The 24,146-nt window shown below is 50.7% G+C and carries 18 protein-coding genes; 14 read left to right on the top strand and 4 right to left on the bottom strand.

Features of this window, described 5'->3' with window-relative positions:
- The 3 genes from fabG to fabF all read left to right on the top strand — a co-directional run bounded on the left by fabG (nucleotide 1) and on the right by fabF (nucleotide 2,349).
- Complete coding sequence (fabG, locus tag AACH41_RS07805; RefSeq protein WP_275355353.1) at nucleotides 1–741, top strand: 3-oxoacyl-ACP reductase FabG; 741 nt, start codon at nucleotides 1–3, stop codon at nucleotides 739–741.
- An 86-nt stretch (nucleotides 742–827) separates the two neighbouring features.
- On the top strand, nucleotides 828–1,064 hold the full coding sequence (acpP, locus tag AACH41_RS07800) for an acyl carrier protein (RefSeq protein ID WP_018985321.1): 237 nt from the start codon (nucleotides 828–830) through the stop codon (nucleotides 1,062–1,064).
- 52 nt (nucleotides 1,065–1,116) lie between these two features.
- Nucleotides 1,117–2,349 carry a beta-ketoacyl-ACP synthase II gene (gene fabF, locus AACH41_RS07795; protein WP_338654257.1) on the top strand — a complete coding sequence of 411 codons (1,233 nt, stop codon included), beginning with the start codon at nucleotides 1,117–1,119 and terminating at the stop codon, nucleotides 2,347–2,349.
- A gap of 89 nt (nucleotides 2,350–2,438) precedes the next feature.
- Here the strand turns inward: fabF and tpx (AACH41_RS07790) are convergent, their stop codons facing one another.
- Nucleotides 2,439–2,942 carry a thiol peroxidase gene (tpx, locus tag AACH41_RS07790; protein ID WP_194747678.1) on the bottom strand — a complete coding sequence of 168 codons (504 nt, stop codon included), beginning with the start codon at nucleotides 2,940–2,942 and terminating at the stop codon, nucleotides 2,439–2,441.
- A gap of 88 nt (nucleotides 2,943–3,030) precedes the next feature.
- The gene (gene tpx, locus AACH41_RS07785; protein WP_194747677.1) at nucleotides 3,031–3,537 is read right to left on the bottom strand and encodes a thiol peroxidase; all 507 of its coding nucleotides are present in this window, start codon (nucleotides 3,535–3,537) and stop codon (nucleotides 3,031–3,033) included.
- A 184-nt stretch (nucleotides 3,538–3,721) separates the two neighbouring features.
- On the opposite strand from tpx (AACH41_RS07785), the gene dnaE reads away from it, so the two are divergent.
- The 7 genes from dnaE to AACH41_RS07750 all read left to right on the top strand — a co-directional run bounded on the left by dnaE (nucleotide 3,722) and on the right by AACH41_RS07750 (nucleotide 15,494).
- The gene (gene dnaE / locus AACH41_RS07780; RefSeq protein ID WP_338654252.1) at nucleotides 3,722–7,201 is read left to right on the top strand and encodes a DNA polymerase III subunit alpha; all 3,480 of its coding nucleotides are present in this window, start codon (nucleotides 3,722–3,724) and stop codon (nucleotides 7,199–7,201) included.
- Nucleotides 7,202–7,234: 33 nt separating this feature from the next.
- Nucleotides 7,235–8,230 carry an acetyl-CoA carboxylase carboxyltransferase subunit alpha gene (locus AACH41_RS07775; protein ID WP_194747675.1) on the top strand — a complete coding sequence of 332 codons (996 nt, stop codon included), beginning with the start codon at nucleotides 7,235–7,237 and terminating at the stop codon, nucleotides 8,228–8,230.
- 10 nt (nucleotides 8,231–8,240) lie between these two features.
- Complete coding sequence (gene tilS / locus AACH41_RS07770) at nucleotides 8,241–9,692, top strand: tRNA lysidine(34) synthetase TilS (protein WP_338654249.1); 1,452 nt, start codon at nucleotides 8,241–8,243, stop codon at nucleotides 9,690–9,692.
- Nucleotides 9,693–9,911: 219 nt separating this feature from the next.
- Complete coding sequence (locus AACH41_RS07765) at nucleotides 9,912–12,275, top strand: TonB-dependent receptor (protein WP_338654246.1); 2,364 nt, start codon at nucleotides 9,912–9,914, stop codon at nucleotides 12,273–12,275.
- Between the two features lie 17 nt (nucleotides 12,276–12,292).
- Entirely contained in the window at nucleotides 12,293–13,708 is a 1,416-nt protein-coding gene (locus AACH41_RS07760) for a sigma-54 dependent transcriptional regulator (RefSeq protein ID WP_194747671.1), read from the top strand.
- Between the two features lie 155 nt (nucleotides 13,709–13,863).
- The gene (gene purT, locus AACH41_RS07755) at nucleotides 13,864–15,060 is read left to right on the top strand and encodes a formate-dependent phosphoribosylglycinamide formyltransferase (protein WP_275355343.1); all 1,197 of its coding nucleotides are present in this window, start codon (nucleotides 13,864–13,866) and stop codon (nucleotides 15,058–15,060) included.
- 11 nt (nucleotides 15,061–15,071) lie between these two features.
- Nucleotides 15,072–15,494, top strand: a complete 423-nt coding sequence (locus tag AACH41_RS07750) for a group II truncated hemoglobin (protein WP_338654243.1) — start codon at nucleotides 15,072–15,074, stop codon at nucleotides 15,492–15,494.
- A gap of 128 nt (nucleotides 15,495–15,622) precedes the next feature.
- Here AACH41_RS07750 and AACH41_RS07745 read toward each other — a convergent pair whose 3' ends face one another.
- Nucleotides 15,623–17,074, bottom strand: coding sequence for a DEAD/DEAH box helicase (locus tag AACH41_RS07745; protein WP_338654241.1), 1,452 nt, complete (start codon nucleotides 17,072–17,074; stop codon nucleotides 15,623–15,625).
- 9 nt (nucleotides 17,075–17,083) lie between these two features.
- Entirely contained in the window at nucleotides 17,084–18,634 is a 1,551-nt protein-coding gene (locus tag AACH41_RS07740; protein WP_338654239.1) for a DEAD/DEAH box helicase, read from the bottom strand.
- A gap of 377 nt (nucleotides 18,635–19,011) precedes the next feature.
- Here AACH41_RS07740 and typA point away from each other — a divergent pair, with 377 nt between their 5' ends.
- The 4 genes from typA (at nucleotide 19,012) to AACH41_RS07720 (ending at nucleotide 24,142) form a co-directional block, all read left to right on the top strand.
- Complete coding sequence (gene typA, locus AACH41_RS07735) at nucleotides 19,012–20,820, top strand: translational GTPase TypA (protein ID WP_194747666.1); 1,809 nt, start codon at nucleotides 19,012–19,014, stop codon at nucleotides 20,818–20,820.
- Between the two features lie 241 nt (nucleotides 20,821–21,061).
- Entirely contained in the window at nucleotides 21,062–21,805 is a 744-nt protein-coding gene (locus AACH41_RS07730; protein ID WP_338654234.1) for a DUF3883 domain-containing protein, read from the top strand.
- A gap of 95 nt (nucleotides 21,806–21,900) precedes the next feature.
- Nucleotides 21,901–22,713 carry a polyphosphate kinase 2 family protein gene (locus AACH41_RS07725; protein WP_338654231.1) on the top strand — a complete coding sequence of 271 codons (813 nt, stop codon included), beginning with the start codon at nucleotides 21,901–21,903 and terminating at the stop codon, nucleotides 22,711–22,713.
- Nucleotides 22,714–22,804: 91 nt separating this feature from the next.
- A complete protein-coding gene (locus AACH41_RS07720; protein ID WP_338654229.1) occupies nucleotides 22,805–24,142 on the top strand; it encodes an ATP-binding protein in 1,338 nt (445 codons plus the stop codon).
- Nucleotides 24,143–24,146: the final 4 nt, after the last annotated feature.

The following is a 24,146-nucleotide window of genomic DNA, read 5'->3' as shown; positions in this document are numbered from 1 at the left end:
ATGTCTGACCAACAAATCGCATTAGTGACGGGCGCCAGCCGCGGCATAGGTGCAGCGATTGCACAAGCCCTGGGCAAGCAGGGAGCCACCGTGATTGGTACGGCGACCTCTGCCAGTGGCGCAGAAGCAATCACCGCCCATTTGAAAGCAGCTGGGGTCAACGGCGTCGGGATGGCGCTGGATGTGACGCAGCCTGAACAAATTGAGGCGGTTTTAAAGCAGATTGCCGAGCAATATGGGGATGTCAGCATCCTGGTGAATAATGCCGGCATCACCAAAGATACCTTGCTCATGCGCATGAAAGACGAAGACTGGGATGCGGTCTTGACGACCAACCTGAAGTCCGTATTCCGTATGAGTCAGGCAGTATTGCGTCCGATGATGAAAGCGCGTCAGGGACGTATTATCAACATTTCCAGCGTGGTGGGTCATATGGGCAATGCCGGGCAGACCAACTACGCAGCGGCCAAGGCTGGGATGACTGGTTTTACCAAGTCTATGGCGCAAGAAGTCGGCAGTCGCGGTATTACTGTGAACTGTGTGGCGCCTGGCTTTATCGCCACGGATATGACCGCTGAACTGCCTGACGATATCAAGACCAAAATGCTCGAACGTATTGCGCTTGGGCGTTTGGGGGCTGTGGATGAAATCGCGGCGACAGTGGCTTTCCTGGCTTCGCCAGCGGCCGCTTATATCACGGGCGAAACCATCCATGTCAATGGCGGCATGTACTGCGCTTAATATTTAGTTTCTTTGGTATTCTGGGCAAGTTTTGCTAGAATACTGGTTTACTGTACACGACACTTATCAACAAAGGGGTATTTTAGATGTCCGACATCGAACAACGCGTAAAGAAAATCGTTTGTGAACAATTGGGTGCAAACGAAGCTGACGTAAAAAACACATCATCTTTCGTAGATGATCTGGGTGCAGATTCTCTGGACACCGTAGAATTAGTAATGGCTTTGGAAGAAGAGTTCGATTGCGAAATCCCTGACGAAGAAGCTGAAAAAATCACTACAGTGCAGCAAGCGATTGACTACGTCAACGCAAACCTCAAGTAATTCATTGACTTCATTCTTCAATCAGCCCTCGCAAGAGGGCTGATTTTCTATTATGACGAAACGCAGAGTAGTAGTAACTGGCTTGGGCGTGGTGTCTCCAGTAGGGATTGGTACCCAAACCGCTTGGAACAATCTGGTCGCTGGTCAATCAGGCATTACCCGTATCACTAAATTTGATCCTACCCCATTTGCCTCGCAAATTGCAGGTGAGGTTAAAGGATTCAACGCTGAGGACTTTATTCCAGCCAAGGATGCGCGCCGCATGGATACTTTTATCCAGTACGGTCTGGCTGCTGGCTTGGAGGCTTTCCGTGATTCTGGCCTGGAAGTGACCGACGCAAATGCAGAACGCATTGGCGTGACCATTGGTTCCGGGATTGGTGGTTTGGGCTTGATTGAGTCCACTAACGACAGTTATGACGAAGGTGGCCCACGCAAGATCTCGCCATTCTTTATTCCTGGCACCATCATCAACATGATCTCGGGCAATTTGTCCATCATGTTGGGTCTCAAGGGGCCAAATATTGCGGTGGTGACTGCCTGTACCACAGGCACCCATAGCATTGGTGAAGCCACACGTATGATTGAGTATGGTGACGCCGATGTCATGGTGGCAGGTGGGGCCGAAGCGGCCATTACCGAGCTCAGTGTCGGTGGCTTTGCCTCTGCACGAGCCTTGTCTACACGCAATGACGATCCCGCGACGGCCAGCCGTCCCTGGGATAAAGACCGTGATGGGTTTGTCATCGGTGAAGGTGCAGGGGTGATGGTGCTCGAAGAGTATGAGCATGCCAAAGCACGCGGTGCCAAAATTTATGCCGAGGTGGCAGGTTACGGCTTGAGTGCCGATGCCTATCACATGACCGCACCGAATATGGACGGTCCACGCCGCTCCATGGTCAACGCGCTCAAAAACGCAGGGGTGAACCCGGACCAAGTCCAGTTCATGAATGCGCACGGGACCTCGACGCCCCTGGGCGATACCAACGAAACCAATGCCATCAAGGCAACGTTTGGCGATCATGCCTACAAGCTGGTAGTCAATTCGACCAAATCGATGACTGGTCACTTGCTCGGTGGCGCAGGCGGTCTGGAGTCGGTCTTTACGGTGTTATCGATTTACCATCAGGTTTCACCACCGACCATCAATCTGTTGAATCCTGATCCGGATTGCGATCTGGATTACTGTGCTAACACGGCACGTGACTTGCAGATTGAATATGCCCTCAAAAACAATTTTGGTTTTGGTGGGACTAACGGCAGCTTGTTGTTCAAGCGCGTTTAAAAGTATTTAAGACGGGTCTTTAGCAATATAAAAGCAGTAATAAAAAAGCCAGCTTAATGCTGGCTTTTTTATTACTCAAATCTGCTGACTTATTTGAGGACTGCCAAGGCAGCAGCATAGTTTGGTTCGTCAGCAATTTCGCCAACCAGTTCGCTATGCAATACCTGATTGTTCTCATCCAGTACAACCACTGCACGTGCAGTCAGGCCTGCCAGGCTGCTATCGGTGATCAGGACGCCATAATCATTGCCAAATTTGGCTGTATCGCGGAAGGTAGACAGGGTTACAACATTCTCCAGACCTTCTGCACCGCAGAAACGGCTTTGTGCGAAAGGCAGGTCTGCAGACACGCACAGCACGACGGTGTTGCTGACGCTACTGGCTTCCTTGTTGAAGGTGCGCACTGAGGTGGCGCAGGTGGGCGTATCAATGCTAGGGAAAATGTTCAAGACTTTACGCTTGCCTGAAAACGCATCCAGACCAAGCAGGTTGCGTTTGGCATCTGCCAATTGAAAATCAGGAGCCTTGTCGCCTTTGGTTAAAAATTTACCGCCAACCGCGACCGGATTTCCTTTGAGCGTAACGCTAGACATAGTGTTCTCCAAAATGTGATGAATAAAACTTAAACAAGCACTTTAACGTGTCAGCGCAACGCAATCAACCACATAAAAAGTAAGGGAATCAGGCGGGCAGCACCGCAAGCACGGCTTCGTAGTCTGGTTCCATGACCAGGTCCTTGACCAATTCAACGTGGAGGACGCGGTCATTTTCGTCCGCGACGATGATGGCGCGTGCAGGTAGGCCTGCCAGTTTGCTGGTCATCATGAGCACGCCATAATTCTTGAGCATGTCGCGGCCACGCAAGGTGGATAAAGTCATGCATTGCGGCAGGCTTTCCATGGCGCAGAAGCGGGCCATGGTGAATGGTAAATCCGGTGAAATATGCAGGATGGCGGTGTTAGTCAGATCTAGCGCCATGCGCTCAAGAATACGCACGCTGTTAGCACTGGTGGGCGTATCAATGCCCGGGAAGAAATGCAGTATCTTGCGCTGACCTGCAAAGGCATCCAGCGCAACGTCCTCAAGCTCGCGGTTAACTAGCTGGAAATACGGCAGGGGCTGCCCCACGGCAGGCAGCTCGTCCTCCACCAGTATCGGGTCATCGAGCAGGGCAGTGGCATTGGGCATGTGATCTATCGCTTATGACAAAAACGCCTGCCATCATAGAACATAATCCCGGTTCGTTTCAATTTTTTACAACTATCAACAATCCATTTTTTACGAGGTTTGCATGGCTTTTTTGAGGCTGTCAATGACATTATTTGTCGTCGGCATGGGTACAAAAAAGCAGGTTGGCGGTTAAAATAAAGTGATGGAAGCGCCTGAAACACCCTCTCTCCAACCTGCATTTATTCACCTGCGTTGCCACAGTGAGTATTCCATTGTGGATGGCACGGTGCGCATTGATGATTACGTCAAGGCTGCAAAAAGTGATGCCATGCCAGCGATTGCGCTGACCGATCTGGCTAACCTGTTTGGGGCGATCAAGTTTTACAAGGCTGCCCGTGGCAAGGGGCTCAAACCGATTCTGGGCTGTGATGTCTGGATCGAGAATCCGCTCCAGCGCGACCAGCCTCACCGCTTGCTGTTACTGGTACAAACGCAGCAGGGCTATCGCAATCTGTGTGAATTACTCAGTCGCGCCTATCTGGAGAACCAGTACCGTGAACGGGCAGAAATCAAACCCGAGTGGTTACAGCAAAAAAACGCAGGGCTATTGCTGCTGTCGGGCTTTACTGCCGGTGACATTGGACAGGCACTGCAGGCTGGCAACCAGGCTCAAGCCTTGCAAGCGGCAGCACACTGGGCCGGGGTATTTGAAGGCCGCTACTACCTGGAAGTTCAGCGCGTACATGTGCCCGGCAATACCGAAGCCTATGCCCAAGAGCAATTGATCAGACAAACCATCGCCATTGCACAGCAGCTCGATTTACCTGTGGTGGCAACGCATCCGATCCAGTTCCAGACGCCGGATGACTTTATGGCGCACGAGGCGCGCACCTGTATCGCGGAAGGCTATGTGCTGGCCGATACCCGTAGACCCAAGCGTTTTGTCGCCACCCAGTATGTGAAAACCCAGGCAGAAATGCAGGCTTTGTTCGCCGATATGCCCATCGCCTTGCAAAACTCGGTGGAGATTGCCAAGCGCTGCAACCTGACGCTGACTTTGGGGAAAAATTACCTGCCCGATTTTCCGACGCCTAATGGTGAGAGTCTGGATCAATATCTGGTGGACCAGTCTAAAGCAGGCTTGGAGCACCGCCTGGCCTATTTGTACCCGGATGAACAGCTGCGGGAAGCCAAACGAGCTGAATACGAAGCGCGCTTGCAGTTTGAGTGCGGCATCATCATTCAGATGGGGTTTCCTGGCTACTTTTTGATCGTGGCCGATTTTATTAACTGGGCAAAAAACAACGGCGTGCCAGTCGGACCAGGCCGGGGCTCCGGTGCGGGGTCTTTGGTCGCTTACAGTTTGGGGATTACCGACCTCGACCCGCTCAAATACAACCTGCTGTTCGAGCGTTTCTTAAACCCGGAGCGGGTCTCCATGCCCGACTTTGATATTGACTTCTGTCAGGAAGGGCGAGATCGCGTCATCGATTACGTCAAGCACAAATATGGCTTGGCTTCGGTGTCTCAGATCGCCACCTTCGGGACCATGGCGGCCAAAGCGGTGATCCGCGATGTGGGCCGCGTGCTGGATTTGCCGTTCAACTTTGTCGATGGCATCGCTAAGCTCATTCCAATGGAGCTGGGCATCACGCTTGAATCCGCACTGGAAAAAGAGCCGCAACTGCAAGAGCGCCGCGAAAAAGAAGAAGAGGTCGCAGAATTACTGTCTTTGGCATTGCGGCTGGAAGGCCTGGTCCGTAACATCGGTATGCACGCCGGGGGGGTGTTGATTGCGCCTGGCAAGATTTCAGATTTCTCGCCCGTCTATTGCCAGCCCAATGGCGACAGTCTGGTCAGTCAATATGATAAGGATGATGTGGAGGCGGTCGGCCTGGTTAAGTTCGACTTTTTGGGCCTGCGCACGCTGACTATCCTCAATATGGCGCTTGAAAACGCCAATGCGCAGCGCGCGCAAGAAACGTTGCCACCACTGAGTTTTGAGACGATTCCGCTCGATGACAAGCGTAGCTACCATCTGCTGAAAACAGCCAATACGACAGCGGTGTTCCAGCTGGAATCGCGCGGCATGAAAGATATGCTTAAGCAAGCCAAGCCAGACTTGTTTGAAGACATTATTGCGCTGGTTGCCTTGTACCGTCCTGGCCCAATGGATCTGATTCCAGACTTCTGCCGCCGTAAACATGGCACGCAGCGCGTGGAATACCCGCACCCGTCGACCGAATCTATTCTCAAGGAAACCTACGGTATTGCCGTGTATCAGGAACAGGTGATGCAGATCGCCCAGGTGGTCGCCGGGTATAGTCTCGGTGGTGCAGACTTGCTGCGCCGCGCCATGGGTAAGAAAAAACCGGAAGAGATGGTTAAACAGCGCGAAATCTTTAATGAAGGTGCGCTCAAAAATGGCCTGACTTTGCAGCAGTCCAACGATTTGTTTGACTTGCTGGAAAAGTTCGCGGGTTACGGCTTTAACAAGTCGCATGCGGCAGCGTATGCCTTGGTGGCTTATCATACCGCTTACCTCAAAGCGCATTACCCGGCGGCTTTTCTGGCGGCGACCATGTCTGCCGATATGAACAACACCGATAACGTGCATACGTTTTTTGATGACTGCGGCGCCAATCATATCGAAGTATTGCCGCCAGACATCAATGCCAGTGTCTATCATTTCAAGCCGCTCAATGCGCAGCAGGTGCTTTACGGCCTGGGCGCCATCAAAGGCACCGGCCTGGCGGCGATTGAGTTGATTATGGCGTCCCGTCAGTCTCAAGGCCCTTTCAAAGACTTATTCGATTTTTGTCAGCGCCTGGATTTGCGCAAGGTCAACCGTCGGGTGATTGAATCCCTGATCCGCGCCGGCGCTTTTGACAAGCTGGAACCTAACCGGGCTGCGTTGCTGGCGGGCCTGGATAGGGCGATCAGTGTCGCAGAGCAGGGCGCGGCACACGCCGGGCAAGATTGCCTGTTTGGCGGGGTGATCGAAACGCAGCATGCTTTACCGGATATTGCCGCCTGGAGCCCTGAGCAGGCCTTGCAAGAAGAAAAAACGGCGCTGGGTTTTTACTTGAGTGGCCACCCTTATTTAAGCTACAAAGCGCAGCTTGGCCCCTTTATTAAAGGCAATCTGGGTGAACTGGCGCCACAAGAGCAGCCGAAACTGCTGGCCGGGGTGGTCATGGGCGTACGTGTCCGCATGACGCAGCGCGGAAAAATGGCGATTGTGACGCTGGATGATGCCGTCGGACGCGTGGATGTGGTCGTCGGTAGCGAACTGTTGAATCAGCACGCACAGTGGATCAAGGAAGACCAGCTGCTGGTGGTAGAAGGGCGAATCAGTAATGATGAGTTCTCCGGTGGCATCCGCGTCAGCGCCCGTAAACTCTATGATCTGGCCGCCGTGCGTAACCGTTTTGCGCAAATGCTGACCTTGAGCTGCAATGGCACTTCGGATGTGCAGCGTCTCATGACAGTATTGACGCCTTATCGCTACGCCGGTGAGGAACAGAAGCGTTGTCCGATCAAAGTCGACTACCATAACCAGTCTGCTCAGGTGAGTTTGATGCTAGGGGATGACTGGCAAGTCGTGCTGCATGACGACCTGCTACACAATTTACAGGGCTGGTTGTCTAAAGAAAACGTCAAAATCCTTTATAATGCCTGAACTTTTTTCTAAAGAATTCATATTGGAATTCCAATGAGTGTAAAACGTTTAACGCCTAGTAAACTGACTTATCTTGATTTTGAACAACCGATTGCCGAACTGGAAAAGCGGATTGACGCGCTGCAAGTTTCGCATGACGAGCATGACTCTCTGGATATTTCCAAAGAGCTGGATTTGTTACAAAAGAAGAATACCAAGCTATTGCAGGATACCTTCCAGGCCTTGACTGCCTGGCAGATTTCCCAGGTGGCCCGCCATCCGCAGCGCCCCTATACTGCAGACTATATCAATGCCTTGTTTACTGATTTCCAGGAGTTGCATGGCGACCGTGCCTATGCAGATGACCCGGCCATTGTCGGCGGCATTGCGCGCTTTAAAGGCATTCCGGTCATGGTCATGGGCCATCAAAAAGGCCGCGATATCAAAGAACGCCAATACCGCAATTTCGGTATGCCGCGTCCTGAAGGCTACCGCAAGGCGCTGCGGCTGTTCCGTCTGGCCGAAAAGTTCAAGATGCCGATTATCACCTTTATTGATACGCCAGGCGCCTATCCCGGCATTGGGGCTGAAGAGCGCGGCCAGTCAGAAGCGATTGCACGCAATTTGTATGTCATGGCCGAACTGAAAACGCCGATTATTGGCGTGGTGATCGGTGAGGGCGGTTCTGGTGGTGCGCTGGCCTTGGGCGTGGTGGATCATTTGAATATGCTGCAATATTCCACTTACTCGGTGATTTCGCCTGAAGGCTGTGCGTCCATTTTGTGGAAGAGCGCCAGCAAGGCCCCGGAAGCCGCCGAAACCTTGGGCATTACCGCAGACAGGCTCAAGTCTTTGGGCTTGATTGATACCATTATCAACGAGCCGCTGGGTGGCGCACATCGTAATTATGAAGATGTGATGGAGAAGGTCTCGCAAGCGATCGGCCAACAGTTGAAAGCATTGCAAGCCAAAAAAATACCGCAGTTGCTGGAGACACGTTACCAGCGTCTGATGAGTTACGGTAAATTTAAAGCGGCCAGTGAAAAGTAATGCTTCTCTTATGACCAGCCTGGAAAGCCAGTTATCTGGTTTTCTGGCTGGGCTGTCAAATCCGGATGCCAACACACCACATCTGCTACTCGCACTGAGCGGTGGCGTAGATTCTATGGTGTTGTTACATCTGCTCGCAGAGCTCTGCCAGCGATTGCCATTTCGGCTGTCAGCCATGCATGTGCATCATGGCTTGAGTCCTAATGCCGATGCGTGGTTGCAACAATGCGAACACCGTTGCCAGACCTACAATGTCCCTTTTTTTGCTGACAAGGTGCGCGTAGATTTGCAAAGCGGACAAGGCCTGGAGGCCACCGCCCGAGAAGCACGCTATCATGCCCTGGAGCAACAGCGTCAGCAGATCGGTGCAGATACGATTGTGACGGCTCATCATCTGCAAGACCAGTCAGAGACGTTGATGCTGCAACTGGTACGAGGCGCTGGCGTCAAGGGCTTGAGTGCCATGGCCGCGTGGGATGGCGCACGCCGCTTGTATCGGCCACTGTTAAGCGTGCCAAAAGCTGCACTTTTACAGTTTGCCACCGCACACCACTTGCAATGGGTGGAAGACGAAAGCAACGCAGATACGGTTTACGACCGCAATTTTATGCGTCATGCAGTGATGCCAGTGTTGCGCGAACGTTATCCGCAAGTGGATCAGTCGTTGTTGAGAACGGCGGGGCACATGGCAGACGCGCAGAGTTTGCTGGATGTTCTGGCCAGCCAGGACTTGGCGCAATGTGATTTGCAAGCCGAATGGCTGGGGCAATCGATTGCGATGTCAAAGCTGTATGCATTGGGTGATGTCCGCGCCAAAAACTTGCTCCGCCATTGGTTTCAACAGTTGCAGTTACGGATGCCCAATCAGGATCAATTGCAAGAATATTGGCAGCAGCTTTCATCGGTCAAACCTAACCGTTATCTGCATTTGCCGTTACAAGGCCAAGCCTCGCATCAGTCAGCTTATTTGCACCATTACCAGCAACGCCTGTATTGCGTTACCAAACCAAGCGCATTGCCGCAAACACCGCTGGTGTGGCAAGGACAAGCCTCGCAGCAATGGGGTGACTGGCAAGTGCAGTTTAAAGTCGTGAAAGCGCGCGGGATTGCTTTGGCCAGACTGGGGGTTTCCCCGGCAGCGATTACCCTTAACCGGCGGTATGGGCAACCTTTGGTGCTTGCTGAAGGCACTTCGCTCAAGTTGATGCCTAGGGCAGGGGGTGAGAGTTTGCAGCCTGACGCCAAGCGTCCTCGGCGTGAATTGAAGATCCTTTTTCAAATGCTGGGCATTCCGCCATGGCAACGTGCTTTTTATCCTTTGGTCCAAGTGACCACCACCCATCCAGGCGCTTCTGAAACGCTGGTCTCACTGGCAGGGCTGGCGGTGGATTCCGCCTGGCAGCCTGGCCGCAATGCTTACGGTCTGGAAATCAGCCTGACGCCGTCTCCCTCCCTACTGTAATTGGTTGTATATATCCAATGGTGGTTGTTAAATTGGTTGTAATAAACCAATTTTAAGATAAAATCTGGTTGTAATAAACCAGATTTATTTTTATCTCATTGATTAAAAAAAGATATTTTTTTTAGCCTCCCAGTGGAATGATTTTTGCTCAATACCTTGAGTGTTTTTTGCAGCCAAAAGACATTCATTTAAGTATTCTCGGGAAAAGGATCATTCGTTATGAATAAACAAGCAGTCAAACCATTGTTGATGGCCATTCTCTCTGCTTATGCGGCGCATGCGGTTGCTGTGCAAGCTGAAGAGGTGCAATTGGATAAAGTCGAGGTCATCAGCACCACGCCGCTGAATGGGGTTGGTGTGCCTCTTGAGCACATTCCTGCCGGCGTGCAGCAAGTGAAACAAAAAGAGCTGGTCAAGCAAAAGAGCCTGACATTAGGCGACTACATGAACCAGAATATGCTTGGGGTGAATGTGAATGAAACACAGAACAACCCATTCCAGCCCGATGTGAACTATCACGGTTTTACCGCTTCCCCTTTGCTTGGCACGCCACAAGGATTGTCCGTGTATGTCGATGGCGTACGTGTGAACGAAGCCTTTGGTGACGTGGTGAACTGGGACCTGATTCCGATGAACGCCATTAATCAGATGACTTTGATTCCAGGCTCTAACCCATTGTTTGGTTTGAACACTTTAGGCGGGGCGATTTCAGTGCAGACCAAGAGTGGCCGTACCAACCAGGGCGGCGCTGTTGAGGCCTACACTGGTTCCTGGGGCCGTCATGTGTTGAATGCAGAATATGGTGGCGTGTCCGAAGACGGTTCTAAAGATTTCTTTATCTCTGGCAACAGTTTTGAAGAGGATGGCTGGCGCAGTTTTTCAGCCTCCCGCGTCAAGCAGTTGTTTACCAAGGCCGGTTGGCAGAATGAAAAAACCTCTGTCAATGTCAGCTTGTCGCTCGCAGATAACAAAATGCGTGGCAATGGCTTGCAAGCAGGCAGTTTGCTGGATTCTTTGGGCTACAAAAGCAATTTTACCGTGCCTGACCAGACCAAGAACAACATGGCTTTTGTAAACCTTAATTTGAGCCATTACTTTGCTGACGATATTCAGTTAAGTGGGAATGTTTATTATCGTGATGTGCGTACCAAAACCTTCAATGGTGACTTAAATGATGGTTTTGAATTGGCTGCTGGCGGGTTAGGTGACAATAATTCAGATTGCTTGGCTGGCAATGATGCTGATGAGAACTGCTCTGGCGCGATTAACCGCAGCAGATTAACGCAGAAAAGTTACGGCTTTACCTCACAGTTAACCTTTTCTCAAGATTTACTGGGCCTGAAAAATCAGTTTATCAGCGGCTTGGGCTACAACCGCGGTAAGACCAAGTTCTCGCAGAATACCGAGTTTGGCTTGTTAAACAGCTACCGTGGCGTGGATGGCACTGGCGAACTTAATGCCTTGACTGACCAAGTGAATTTGAGCGGTGTGAACCGCACCTGGAGCGTCTTTGCGACGGATACCTTGTCTTTGAATCCTTATTGGCACGTGACGGCCTCTGCGCGTTACAACACCACTAAAATTGATAATGATGACAAGATCACCCCCAGTGGTTCCGGCTCGCTCACCGGCACGCATTCCTTCAATCGGCTGAATCCGTCTTTGGGGATTAATTTTACGCCCAGCAATCAATTGACGGCGTATGCCTCTTATAGTGAAAGCAGCCGTGCGCCTACCTCAATCGAGTTAGGGTGTGCGGATGAAAACAATCCTTGTAAATTGCCTAACGCCATGGCAGGAGACCCACCACTCAAGCAAGTGGTTAGCAAAACCTATGATGCCGGGCTGCGTGGCTTCCTGACACCCACAATCACCTGGAGTCTGGGTGCCTATCATACGATCAACACCAATGACATTCAGTTTCTGACCTCTGCGACCGCCCTCAATAACGGTGCTGGCTTTTTCTCTAATATCAGTAAAACCAAGCGTCAGGGGCTTGATGCGAGTCTTGCAGGGCGTATGGATGCGTTTTCATGGAATCTGGGCTATAGCTTTGTGCAGGCTACCTACGAGTCTTCTTTCCAGATTGCGAATCAGGTGAATACCAGCGCTACTGTAGATCCTGTTTCAGGCAACAGCTTTATTCAGGTGAACAAGGGAGATTACCTGGCAGGTATACCAAAACATCAGCTTAAACTGGGCTTGGGCTATGACGTGACTTCTGCCTGGAATGTGGGCAGCAATATTGTGGCTTTCTCCAGCCAGTACTCCCGTGGCAACGAAAACAACAAGGATACAAGCTCTGGCGCAAAAGTCCGCGGTTATACGGTAGTCAATCTGTTCACAAACTACCGCTTTGACAATGGCTGGAACATCTTCGCCCGTGTGAATAATGTGTTTGACCGCGAGTATTACAGCTTGGGCATGCTGGGTCAGAATCCGATTGACCCGACTACCGGCCAGTTTAGTGGCAATGAAACCAACGATACGTTTTATGCCCCTGGTGCGCCAAGAGCAGGCTGGATCGGTGCGCGTTACGATTTTGGCGTCAAAAAATCAGTCGCTTCTTATGATAAAGACTAATTAAAACAGGAGGATGCGTGCTTTCACAACTTTCATCATCAGTGGATAAATCCAGCTTAATGCCTCTCAAGAAAAAAATCTTGCTGGTAGAGGATGAGGCGCTTTTTGCGCGCGCGGTGGTTAAGCGTTTGCAAAAAGCAGGATTTGAGTGCGAGCACGCAGAATCTTTAAGCGATGCAAGACTGCTAATCAAGCAGTTTGAACCGGATATGGCGCTGTTGGATATGCGCCTGCCCGATGGCAATGGTCTAGACCTGTTATCAGAGTTTATTGCCAGAAATATCAATACGATTGTCATGACTGCGTTTGGTGACGTGAGTGATGCGGTCAATGCCATCAAGCTGGGGGCCATTGATTATTTAAAAAAACCCATTGATCTTGAAGAGTTATTGCTCATTATTCAGAAAAACGAGAAGACGACAGAACTGCAAACCAGCCTGGATTACTCGCGCCAGCGCAATGCCGTTGCTAATGACTCCGTTCAACTGATAGGCGAAAGTACGCCTATGCAAAGTGTGCGCCAACAGATCACGCGTATTGCCCAGTTAAGTGCACTCAGTGATGCCGTGCAACCCACGGTGTTGATTACAGGAGAAACCGGCACGGGCAAAGACGTTGTTGCACGTTTTTTGCATGGCAGTTGTGCCAATCATGACAAACCTTTTGTGCATGTGGATTGTGCCTCTTTACCGGCTGAGCTGATTGAGAGTGAGCTGTTTGGGCATGAGAAAGGCGCATTTACCAATGCAGTTTCCTCGCGGCCAGGCCTGATCGAATCTGCAGAAGATGGTACCTTGTTCCTCGATGAAATCGGCGAGTTGCCGTTGGGTTTACAGGCAAAATTACTCAATGTACTTGAGCGCAGAATGGTGCGTCGCTTGGGCTCTACCAAGGAGCGTCCAGTGAACGCGCGTATTATCGCCGCCACCAATCGTGATTTATACCAGATGTCGAATGAGGGGCGCTTCCGTTCGGATCTATATTACCGACTGAACGTGATCACCATGAAAATGCCTCCCTTGCGTGATCGTGGGGCAGATGTCTTGTTGCTGGCCAATTATTTCCGGCAACTGACTGAGAAGCGCTACGCCTTGCCGCATCATGAGTTTAGCGCCGCGGCATTAATGGCAATGCAAACCTATCACTGGCCGGGCAATGTCCGTGAGTTGCGTCATCAAATCAGCCGTGCGGTTTTGATGTGCACACAGTCTATGATTTCCGAGCTTGACTTGGGCTTGCCTCAGGTTGGCATGAACCAGGTGGCGAGTGTCTTGCAAGGCGACAGCCAGGTGACGCTGGATGATGCAGAAAAGGCCATGCTGCTAAATGCCTTGGAGCAGTCGCGTAATAATGTCTCTAAGGCCGCAAGATTGCTGGGCATCACGAGAATGACCATGCGCTATCGTATGGATAAACATGGCATCTCTGTATAACGCGCTGAATCTCTGTCATCCTGAATAAAACGCCTCGCAACTGCGGGGCGTTTTGTTATGCCCGTGCGTGGTTGTTGCATGATGTAAATCAAGCGTACGGCCTCTTGCACATAAATCGCGCATGGTATCATTACGCTTTTACAGTGGAGCTAAAAATGATTGGTACCCCGTTAAGCGCAAATGCGACCAAAGTCATGTTGTTGGGCAGTGGCGAACTTGGCAAAGAGGTGATTATTGCCTTGCAGCGTTTGGGGGTGGAAGTCATTGCGGTTGACCGTTATGAGCATGCGCCTGGTCACCAAGTTGCCCATCACGCCTATGCGATTGATATGACTGACGCGGATGCGCTTAAAGCCTTGGTGAGTCAGGTCAAACCACATTATATCGTCCCGGAAATCGAGGCGTTGAATACGCAGGCGCTGGCCGAGATTGAAGCCACAGGCGTCACGGTGGTGCCTACTGTACGTGCCGTGCAACTCACCATGAACCGTGAAGGGATACGCCGGCTGGCCGCGGAAGAATTAAACCTGCCGACGTCACCGTATGCGTTTGCCCGTTCTGAAGCTGAATTGCAAGCAGCGATTGACGGTGGTATTGGTTATCCATGCTTTATCAAGCCCACCATGTCTTCGTCTGGTAAAGGTCAATCCCGCATTACACAAGCCTCAGAAGTGAAGGCCGCCTGGGAGTATGCCGCCAGTGCGGGGCGTGTCAATCAAGGGGTGGTGATTGTCGAAGGTCAGATTGATTTTGATTATGAAATCACCTTGTTAACCGTGCGTGCCAAAAATGCCGCTGGCGAGATTGAAACGCATTTTTGCGCGCCGATTGGCCATGTGCAAAAGCAGGGCGATTACGTTGAGAGCTGGCAGCCACAAGCAATGGATGCGCTAGCCTTGAAAAATGCTCAGGACATTGCCAAAAAAGTGACCGATGCCTTAGGTGGTCAGGGCTTGTTTGGCGTTGAGCTGTTTGTCAAAGGTGAGCAGGTTTGGTTCTCTGAGGTTAGTCCTCGTCCGCACGACACGGGGATGGTCACCATGTGCACGCAGCGCCTGAATGAGTTTGAACTGCATGCGCGTGCGATTTTAGGCTTGCCTGTGGATGTGACTCAGCGTGAGACTGGCGCAAGCGCCGTCATTTATGGCGGTGCAGATACCAAAACACTGGCCTATCACGGTCTGGAAGCGGCCATGTCAGTACCTAACAGCGAGATTCGCTTGTTTGGCAAGCCGGAGTCTTTTGTGCGGCGTCGCATGGGCGTCGCCTTGGCGACCGCTGACAATACTGACCTCGCGCGTGCGCGTGCCAAAGAGGCTGCGGGTCTGGTCACGCCTAAAGTCGCAGGATAACTGGTGTGGCAATGACTGAAATTCAAGAGCCAAATGCTTCCAAACAATCGTTGTTTGACTGGCTGGGCGGCACAGAAAAAGGGACTGAGACCATCCGACAGCTGGTGGAAACCTTTTATGACATCATGGATAGCGACCCGAAAGCGGCGGGGTTACGCGCCATTCACCAGCCAGATCTCACCGAGGCACGCGAAAAGCTGTTTATGTTTTTAACTGGCTGGACGGGTGGGCCGCAGTTGTATATCGAACGCTATGGTCATCCCAGATTACGGGCACGGCATTTGCCGTTTTCCATTGGTGAGTCCGAGCGCGATCAATGGATGTATTGCATGATTAAAGCCATGCATGCCTTACAGTTTGACGAGTCGCTGATGAAGCATATTGCCAATCAATTGTATGGCGTGGCGGATTTTATGCGCAATCGCGAGGGTTAATCCCCTTAATATTAATATTCGCAAGCTCAACCTCTCATCCGCAGAAAGAAAAAGCCCCGACTCTCGGGGCTTTGTCATCATCGCGATCCCAGTTCCAGGACTTCAGTGTCGTCTCTGGGATTGCAGGCTTAAGACTCAATATTCGCGGTCTCCGCTGCATTTTCAGCAGGTTGCTGAGCAGGGAGATCTGATTTCTGCTTAGACCTGCCTGTCGTGCGCTTGGCTTGCGTGCGGTTTTGCGGCGTCGCTTTAAAGCCAAATCCACCCAGCAGCGCGGCAACCACTTTGCGTTTTACGTTTGCTGCAGATTTTGCCGTGACTGCTTTGGGCGCGGCCGTGGCGGCGGCTGGCTGGTAAGGCTGCTCAAACCAGGCATCCTTGCCGCTGGAGGCTTTAGAGGGGCGTGAACGCGTAGGGGTCGTACTGCTGCTGACATTCGCTTTTTCTTTTGGAATCTGTTTTTTGATGAGCTTTTCAATCTCGTCAAAATACTTGGTTTCATCCTCGTCGATCAGCGAAATGGCAATGCCTTTAGCGCCTGCACGGCCTGTACGGCCAATACGGTGCACGTAATCTTCTGGCGCAGTAGAGATTTCGTAGTTAACCACCAATGGCAAGTCCGTGATGTCCAGACCGCGTGCGGCAACATCGGTTGCAACCAAGGCGTGAATAGTGCCCGCCTTAAACGCATCAAGCGCTTCGATCCGTTCTTTTTGTGACTTGTCACCATGAATCGCGCTACAAGGCACCTGATCACGTTCCAGTGCTCTGGCCAGTTTGCTGGCCGAAAGCTTGGTTTTGGTAAAAACAATCACTTGCTGATTGGGGTATTGCTTGAGCAGTTGTACCAAAAAACGTTGTTTCTGGTCAGTGTTCACCAAAAACGCTTTTTGTTCCACATTGTCGTTGGTGGCGTTGCTGCGTGCCACTTCAATCAATGTCGGATTATTTAAAAACGCATCTGCCAGTTTTTTGATTTCATCAGAAAACGTCGCCGAGAACATCAGATTTTGCCGCTGTTTTGGCAACAAGGCCAGAATGCGCTTCAAGTCAGGCATAAAGCCCATATCCAGCATGCGGTCGGCTTCGTCCAATACCAGAAACTGTACCTGGTTTAACGACAAGGTTTTTTGCTCGACATGGTCCAGCAGGCGGCCGGGTGTCGCGACCAGGATTTCAACGCCTGTCTTGAGGATAGGCGTTTGCGTCTTGATATCTACACCGCCATACACCACAGTACTACGCAAAGCCGTGTGTTTGGCATAGGTTTTGATGTTGTCGTATACCTGAATCGCCAGCTCACGTGTCGGCGCCAGCACCAAGGCCCGGATGGGATGCTTGGCTGGCGAGGTGCTGGTGCTGGCCAATGGCAGCAAGGTATGCAAAATTGGCAGCGAAAACGCCGCCGTTTTGCCCGTCCCTGTTTGCGCACCGGCCATCAAATCCATGTGCTGCAAGGCAAGAGGAATCGCCTGCGCCTGAATCGGCGTCGGCGTGGTATACCCGGATTCCTCAATCGCTTTCAACAGCGGCTCGGCCAGGCCGAGCGCACGAAAATCTACAATGGTTTGCTCAGTCATAGGCTAGGCTTAGGCAAATGAACGAGGACGTTTGGCGGCGCCACCACCATTGTCACCAAAGGATTTTCCCGCTGGACGTGGTTTTTGATTGCTACGGCTGGCGTTAGGGTTGCCAAAGCGTTCCTGGCTATTGGTTGGACGTGGGCGGCGCTGGCCAAACTCGTCCGCCAATGCGCGGGCAAACTGGAAGTCGGTATCCTTGTTGTAGCTCTTGCTGTTACCGTTGACTTCTTTGCTTTGTCCAGCTTCTGGGGTACGCGGTGCACGTGGCTTATTGTTTTGCGCATCGCGCTGGCCTTCACGTGCAACACGTTCACCAAATGATTTTGGCTGTGCTGAACGCTCGTCGCGACGGAAGCCACCTTTACCTTGTGGTTTGCCAGGGCGCTTGCCACGACGGCTATCGCTATCATCCATGCGTACCGCACGTTTTGGCTCAAAACCGGCAATCACTTCAGCCTGTAATTTCTGGCCAGTATATTGCTCGATTTTGCGCAGCAAATGACGATCGGCGTTTGAAGCAAACGAAATCGCAACGCCGGTATTGTTGGCGCGGCCAGTACGGCCAATGCGGTGTACATAGTCTTCAGCAAATTTAGGCAGGTCGTAGTTAATGACGTGTGAAATACCTTGTACATCAATGCCGCGCGCTGCAACATCCGTCGCTACCAGCACTTTTACATCGCCGTGGCGCAATTTTGTCAGCGTGCGGTTACGCGCACCTTGAGTCATGTCGCCGTGCAATGCGGCAGTGCTATGGCCGGCAGCATACAAGTCTTCAGCCAACAAATCGGCATGGCGCTTGGTGCTTGTGAAAATAATGGTTTGATTGACATCTGGTGCAATCAGCAAGTGCTCCAGCAGTTTGTTCTTGTGGTTCATGTCATCCACAAAGTGCAAACGTTGTTCAATGTTGGCATGTTTTTCTTTTTGACCAGCCACCTGAATAGTGAGTGGATTATTGAGGAAACGTTTGCCGATATCCATAATCCCGTCAAGAGTGGCAGAGAACAGTAAAGTTTGGCGCTCAGCAGGCAAGGCTTCGCAAATACGCTCTACATCCGGCATAAAGCCCATATCCAGCATGCGGTCAGCTTCATCCAGCACCAGCATCTGCAGGCGGCTCAGGTCAATGCGGCCACGCTCAAGGTGATCAATAAAACGGCCTGGCGTTGCTACCAGAATATCCAGTGGTTGCGACAGCAGCTTGTTTTGCAATGGGTAAGGCATGCCACCCACAATGCTGATGCAGCGTGCACGCAAGAATTTACCGTATTTACGTGCGGCTTCATTCACTTGTGCAGCCAGTTCACGGGTTGGTGTAAGTACCAGGATACGTGGGCCACGGCTGCGCACCGGGTGTGGTGTTGCCAGCAAGTTTAAAGCGGGCAGGGTAAATGCAGCGGTCTTGCCGGTGCCGGTTTGTGCAGAAGCCATGATGTCACGGCCTTGCAATGCTTCAGGAATAGATTGTGCCTGAATCGGTGTTGGGTTTTCATAGCCTGCGTCGGTCAATGCGCGCAAAATGGAGGGGTCGAGATTTAAATCTGCAAAAGACAAGGAATGTCCCTTTCATCAACAATTAAAAAGGGCGCTAGTAAAGCAAATGCAAAGCCAGTCAATTACATTGCACAAAGTGCGCATGTAGTACTTGCTGAGCGAAAGCAAAATCAGGAATGGATTGCTTTTACCGGCGCTTGGGCATGGCCACTAACCGATAAAAGAAGATGGTGTCATCAAGACTTCATCTAAAGATGATAACCTCAAAAATTCGCGAGTTATCGACAGGTCAGGGCAATGAATTTAAAACGTATTGGGCTAGTAGAGCACCAGCAACGCTTTAAAGTTGCTCGCAGTATATCCATTTTATTTTAAAAGTCAATTATTTAGTTGATTTGTGATAAAATCGCGCCCTTTCCAAACAGATGGCAGTTCACATGGCACGCAATTTAAGAAATATCGCAATTATCGCCCACGTTGACCACGGTAAAACCACCATGGTCGATAAGCTACTTCAACAGTCAGGTACTTTTGCCTCACACCAAGCGGTGACTGAGCGTGTGATGGATAGCAATGATCTCGAAAAAGAGCGTGGCATTACCATTTTGGCCAAAAACACCGCCTTAACGTATGAAGGCACGCATATCAATATCGTTGATACCCCGGGCCACGCCGACTTTGGTGGTGAGGTAGAGCGTGTATTGGGTATGGTGGATGGCGTATTGCTGTTGGTGGATGCCGTTGACGGCCCCATGCCACAAACCCGTTTCGTGACGAAGAAAGCACTGGCACTAGGTTTGAAGCCTATTGTCGTGATTAACAAGGTAGACCGTCCAAGTGCCCGTCCGGATTGGGTGATCAACCACACTTTTGATTTGTTTGCCAATTTGGGTGCAACGGATGAGCAATTAGACTTCCCTGTGGTCTATGCCTCTGCCTTGAATGGTTTTGCAACGCTGGACCTGAAAAATCCTTCAGACAATATGCGTGCCTTGTTTGAAACGATTTTGAGTCACGTTGAGCCGCCAAAAGGCAACAGCGATGCTCCATTGCAATTGCAAATTTCAGCCTTGGACTATTCGACATATACAGGTCGTTTGGGCGTTGGTCGTATCACTAATGGTCGTATCAAGCCAGGCCAAGTCGTAGCAGTGATGCGCGAAGATGAACAGGTCGCACAAGGCCGTATTAACCAAGTGCTCGGTTTTAGAGGTTTGGAGCGTGTGCCGGTTGAAGAAGCCGAAGCAGGCGACATTGTGATCATTTCAGGGATCGAAGAAATCGGTATTGGTTTCACCATCTGTGATCGCGACAAACCTGTTGGTTTGCCACATCTGGGCGTAGATGAGCCGACTTTGACCATGGACTTTATGGTCAATACCTCACCATTAGCAGGGACTGAAGGTAAGTTCATCACCTCACGTCAAATTCGTGATCGTTTAACCAAAGAGTTGTTGGTTAACGTGGCTTTGCGCGTTGAAGATACTGAAGACACCGATGTTTTCCGTGTGTCTGGTCGTGGTGAGTTGCACCTGACCATTTTGCTGGAAAACATGCGTCGTGAAGGCTTTGAAATTGCTGTAGGTAAACCACGCGTTGTGTTCAGAGAAATCAATGGCGAAAAATGTGAGCCTTATGAAATCCTGACTGTAGACGTTGAAGATGAAAATCAGGGCGCGGTCATGGAGGAGTTAGGCCGTCGTCGCGGTGAAATGACTAACATGGAATCTGATGGTAACGGTCGCACACGTTTGGAATACCGCATCCCAGCACGCGGCCTGATTGGTTTCCAAGGTGAGTTCTTAACCTTAACCCGTGGTACAGGGTTGATGGCGCATATTTTTGACGAATATGCCCCGGTAAAAGCAGACATGCCAGGCCGTCGTAATGGCGTACTTATTTCAGCTGAACAAGGTGAGGCCGTTGCCTATGCCTTATGGAAGCTGCAAGATCGCGGCAAAATGTTCTCTAGCCCAGGCGACCGACTGTATGAAGGCATGATCATCGGTATTCATAGCCGCGACAATGACCTGGTCGTTAACCCGATCAAGGGCAAACAACTCACAAACGTACGTGCTTCTGGTACAGACGAAGCGGTGCGTTTGATCCCGCCAGTCTCGCTAAGCCTGGAAAGTGCCGTAGAGTTTATTGACGATGACGAATTGGTCGAAATCACACCAAAAACCATCCGTCTGCGTAAACGCTACCTGTTAGAGCACGAGCGTAAACGTGCTTCTAAAGACTAAGCTCTGCTCAGTATAAAAAACGCCAGTGTTATGCTGGCGTTTTTTATTAGGAAGCACGCACAGCTTAAGCTTTAGAAGTGCTTTCGGATAACTAATCTACCTTTTGTATAAAAAGTTAAATTTTTTGTGAGTGCTAATAGATTTAACTATAAGTGTTTATACAAGCATATATAAATAAAATGTAATATTTGCTTTAAAGTATGCAAAAAATAGAAGCGTTATAGTTTTCATGGAGCACCGATTGTCTAAGACTATTACCACTCAAGAGCTTGCGAAACTAACAGCTGGTGGAGACGATTACATTCGAACTAAGCTGAATGTAGTGAAGGGTTTGGCACTTCGTATGGATTTGAATCCCGATGCTCCTGATGCAGTCGTATTTGGAAAAGGTCCTAGGGTTGAGGGAAGGGCGCGACTCTTTTTAGAGTCAGGAGCCGTTGTGCCCGCTTATGTTAAACGTGGTGTCAATAAGTGGGAGTATCTTGGTCTGTTTCGCACCACCGAAATCAGATATGACAAAGAAACGATTGAATATCATCTTGGCAATCGAAAGCCTGAGGAGGTCGCAGGCGTTTTGTTCTTAGCGTCCGTTGAGGAGCCCAAAATTGCTATGATCGGCGGAGGTTTTCCTGATGCTGCAACTCGAAAAGAGATCGAGGATGCTGCCATTAAGCATGTAACTAACTCTCTCAAGAAAGATGGTTTTCAAGTAGATGACCGTCAAAACGAGAATCTAGGGTACGATCTTTTGGCAATAAAAGATACAGTTACTAGATTCATTGAAGTAAAGGGAACTGACAACCCAGAGCCCAGGTTTTTTATCACTAGAAATGAGTCAAAATTTGCTGATGAAAACTCCGAATGGTTTATTTACATTGTCTGTATGGCAAGACGCTCTCCCCAGCTTCACGTATTTACGGGACGTGAAATGCGTCAGAAATTTAGCTTTTCTCCGTTGGCATGGGAGTGTAATTTAGCCGAGTAGGGAGCAATGCGTTGTGATCCTAAGTTGTCTCTACCTTTTGCAACCCTCTCAGCTTGAGATACACTGCTTGTGATTTTGTCATCTTGGCAGGCCTCATGGAAAAGCTGGAAAAATACCGCGTCAACCCTAAAAAATTCTCCCTCAAGCAATATTCTCCCGATGACCGCTCAGCGCGGAGTGAAGATAAAGCGCAGGATTTGGCCGAGTTGGCAAAACTGACTGAGGCAATTAATGCGCGGCAGGATATTTTGCATGCTGAGGGCAAGCATAAGGTGATTTTGCTGTTGCAGGGCATGGATACCAGCGGCAAGGATGGCACAGTGAAGCATGTGTTCAGTGCTTGTGACCCGTTAGGCATTCGTCTGGCGAGTTTTAAAGCGCCTAGCGCTGATGAGCTGGCGCATGATTATTTATGGCGGGTGCATGCGCAGGTGCCGGCAAACGGTGAGTTGGTGATTTTTAACCGTAGTCATTATGAAGATGTGCTGGTTGTGAAGGTGCATGGCTGGATTGATGAGGTGGAATGCAAGCGCCGTTATCAGCAAATCAACGATTTTGAGCGTATGTTGACCGAGACGGGCACGACACTGATCAAGTGTTTTTTACATATCTCGAAAGAAGAGCAAAAGGAGCGCCTGCAAGAGCGTCTGGATGAACCGACTAAGCATTGGAAATTTAATCCAAAAGACCTGGAGGAGCGGGCGCTTTGGGAGGATTATATGCAAGCGTATGAGTCTGCCTTGCAAGCCACTTCTACCGAACATGCGCCCTGGTACGTGATCCCGGCCAATTCCAAAACCAACCGCAATCTGCTGATTTCACGTTTGTTGCTGGAGACGCTGAACCAACTGCCATTGGCTTACCCGCCTAAACCCAAGGAATGGGATGCTTTGAAGATTAAAGACTAAGCGCCGGATTGGTTGAATTTAATGATTTTACGCTGTGAGAATGCGCGGTAGTTAAAGTCTAATAGGGCAATTGCGATTATCATCACTCTCCATGAGTTTACGTTTCAGGTTAAATCTTTTAGTCACCATGCTGTCGCTGGCTTTTTTGGTCGCGGCAGGCGTGGTGTTGGTGCGCGACACCAAAGACAGTATTCGTGAGCGGGTGGAGGCGGCTACGCGGGTAACGGTGCAATTGCTCGATACGGTGATTGTCAGTTCTGCCATGAATCCCAGCCTGGGGCCGACGCATTATGTGTTGCAGGACTTTTTACGCTCTTTGGGCTATGTGCGCAGCAGCCGGATTGAGTTGTATGACTACGCCAATAACCCGTTGTATCTTTCTCCCGGCTCCACTTTTAAATCTGAGGTCATCCCGCCACAATGGTTTGTACGTCTGGTGGCCCCCAAGGTCGAAACCGTGACGCGCCGCGTGCGGTATGGGGTGCTGATTGTTCACTCCAGTGCAGAAGGCTCGATTCGGGAGGCTTGGTCCGGGTTTCGGCAATTGATGATTATGGGCATTGGTTTTTTTGTGCTGCTCAACTTGCTGGTATATGGCTTGCTGAGTCATGCCTTGCGCCCGGTCAGGCATATTTTGCGTGCGATTAACCGCATAGAGCAGGGTGATTTGACAACGCGCCTGGAGCGCTTCTCTTTGCCCGAGTTTGACCGTATTGGCCAAAGCTTGAACCAGATGGCTGTCTCGCTGGATGCCGAGCGCCAGTTGGAGCAAAACCGCCAGCTCACGCAACTGATACAGCAGCATATTGAAGACGAGCGGCGCAGCCTGGCGCGTGAGCTGCATGATGAGCTCGGCCAGTATGTGACCGCGATCAAAACCTTTGCCGTGGCTATTGTGAACAAAACCAAGGCGACCACGCCTGATATCTCCGCCAATGCGCAGACCATCGTGGCGGCGGCCAACCATATTTACGACGGCATGCACAATATCATCCGCCAGTTACGTCCGGCCGCCATGGATAATATGGGCCTGGTGGAAACCTTGCGCGATATGATATCTGGTTACCAGGCGCAGCATCCAGAATTAAGCATACAGCTGCATGTCTCTGGCGAGTTTCAGCCCATGGGCGAGAATGTGAACATCAATCTTTACCGCATTGTGCAAGAGGCGGTGAATAACGCCATCAAGCACGCGCATGCACAATGTATCAATGTGCATTTGCTGCTGGATAAGGATGGCTTGCGCCTGATGATCTGTGATGATGGCGTGGGGATGCATATCGACAACGTGGACCAGACCAAGCATTTTGGCTTGCTGGGCATGCGTGAACGTGTACAAGCATTGCATGGGCAATTTAAAGTAGTTTCGCAGCCAGATGCTGGCCGTGGAACCACCCTGGAAGTTCGGTTGCCTATACAATCAGCATAAATAA

Source organism: Methylophilus sp. DW102 (assembly GCF_037076555.1).
Classification (GTDB): domain Bacteria; phylum Pseudomonadota; class Gammaproteobacteria; order Burkholderiales; family Methylophilaceae; genus Methylophilus; species Methylophilus glucosoxydans.
The sequence above is the reverse complement of the archived record's forward strand: the minus strand, read 5'-3'. Positions and strand labels throughout refer to the sequence as shown.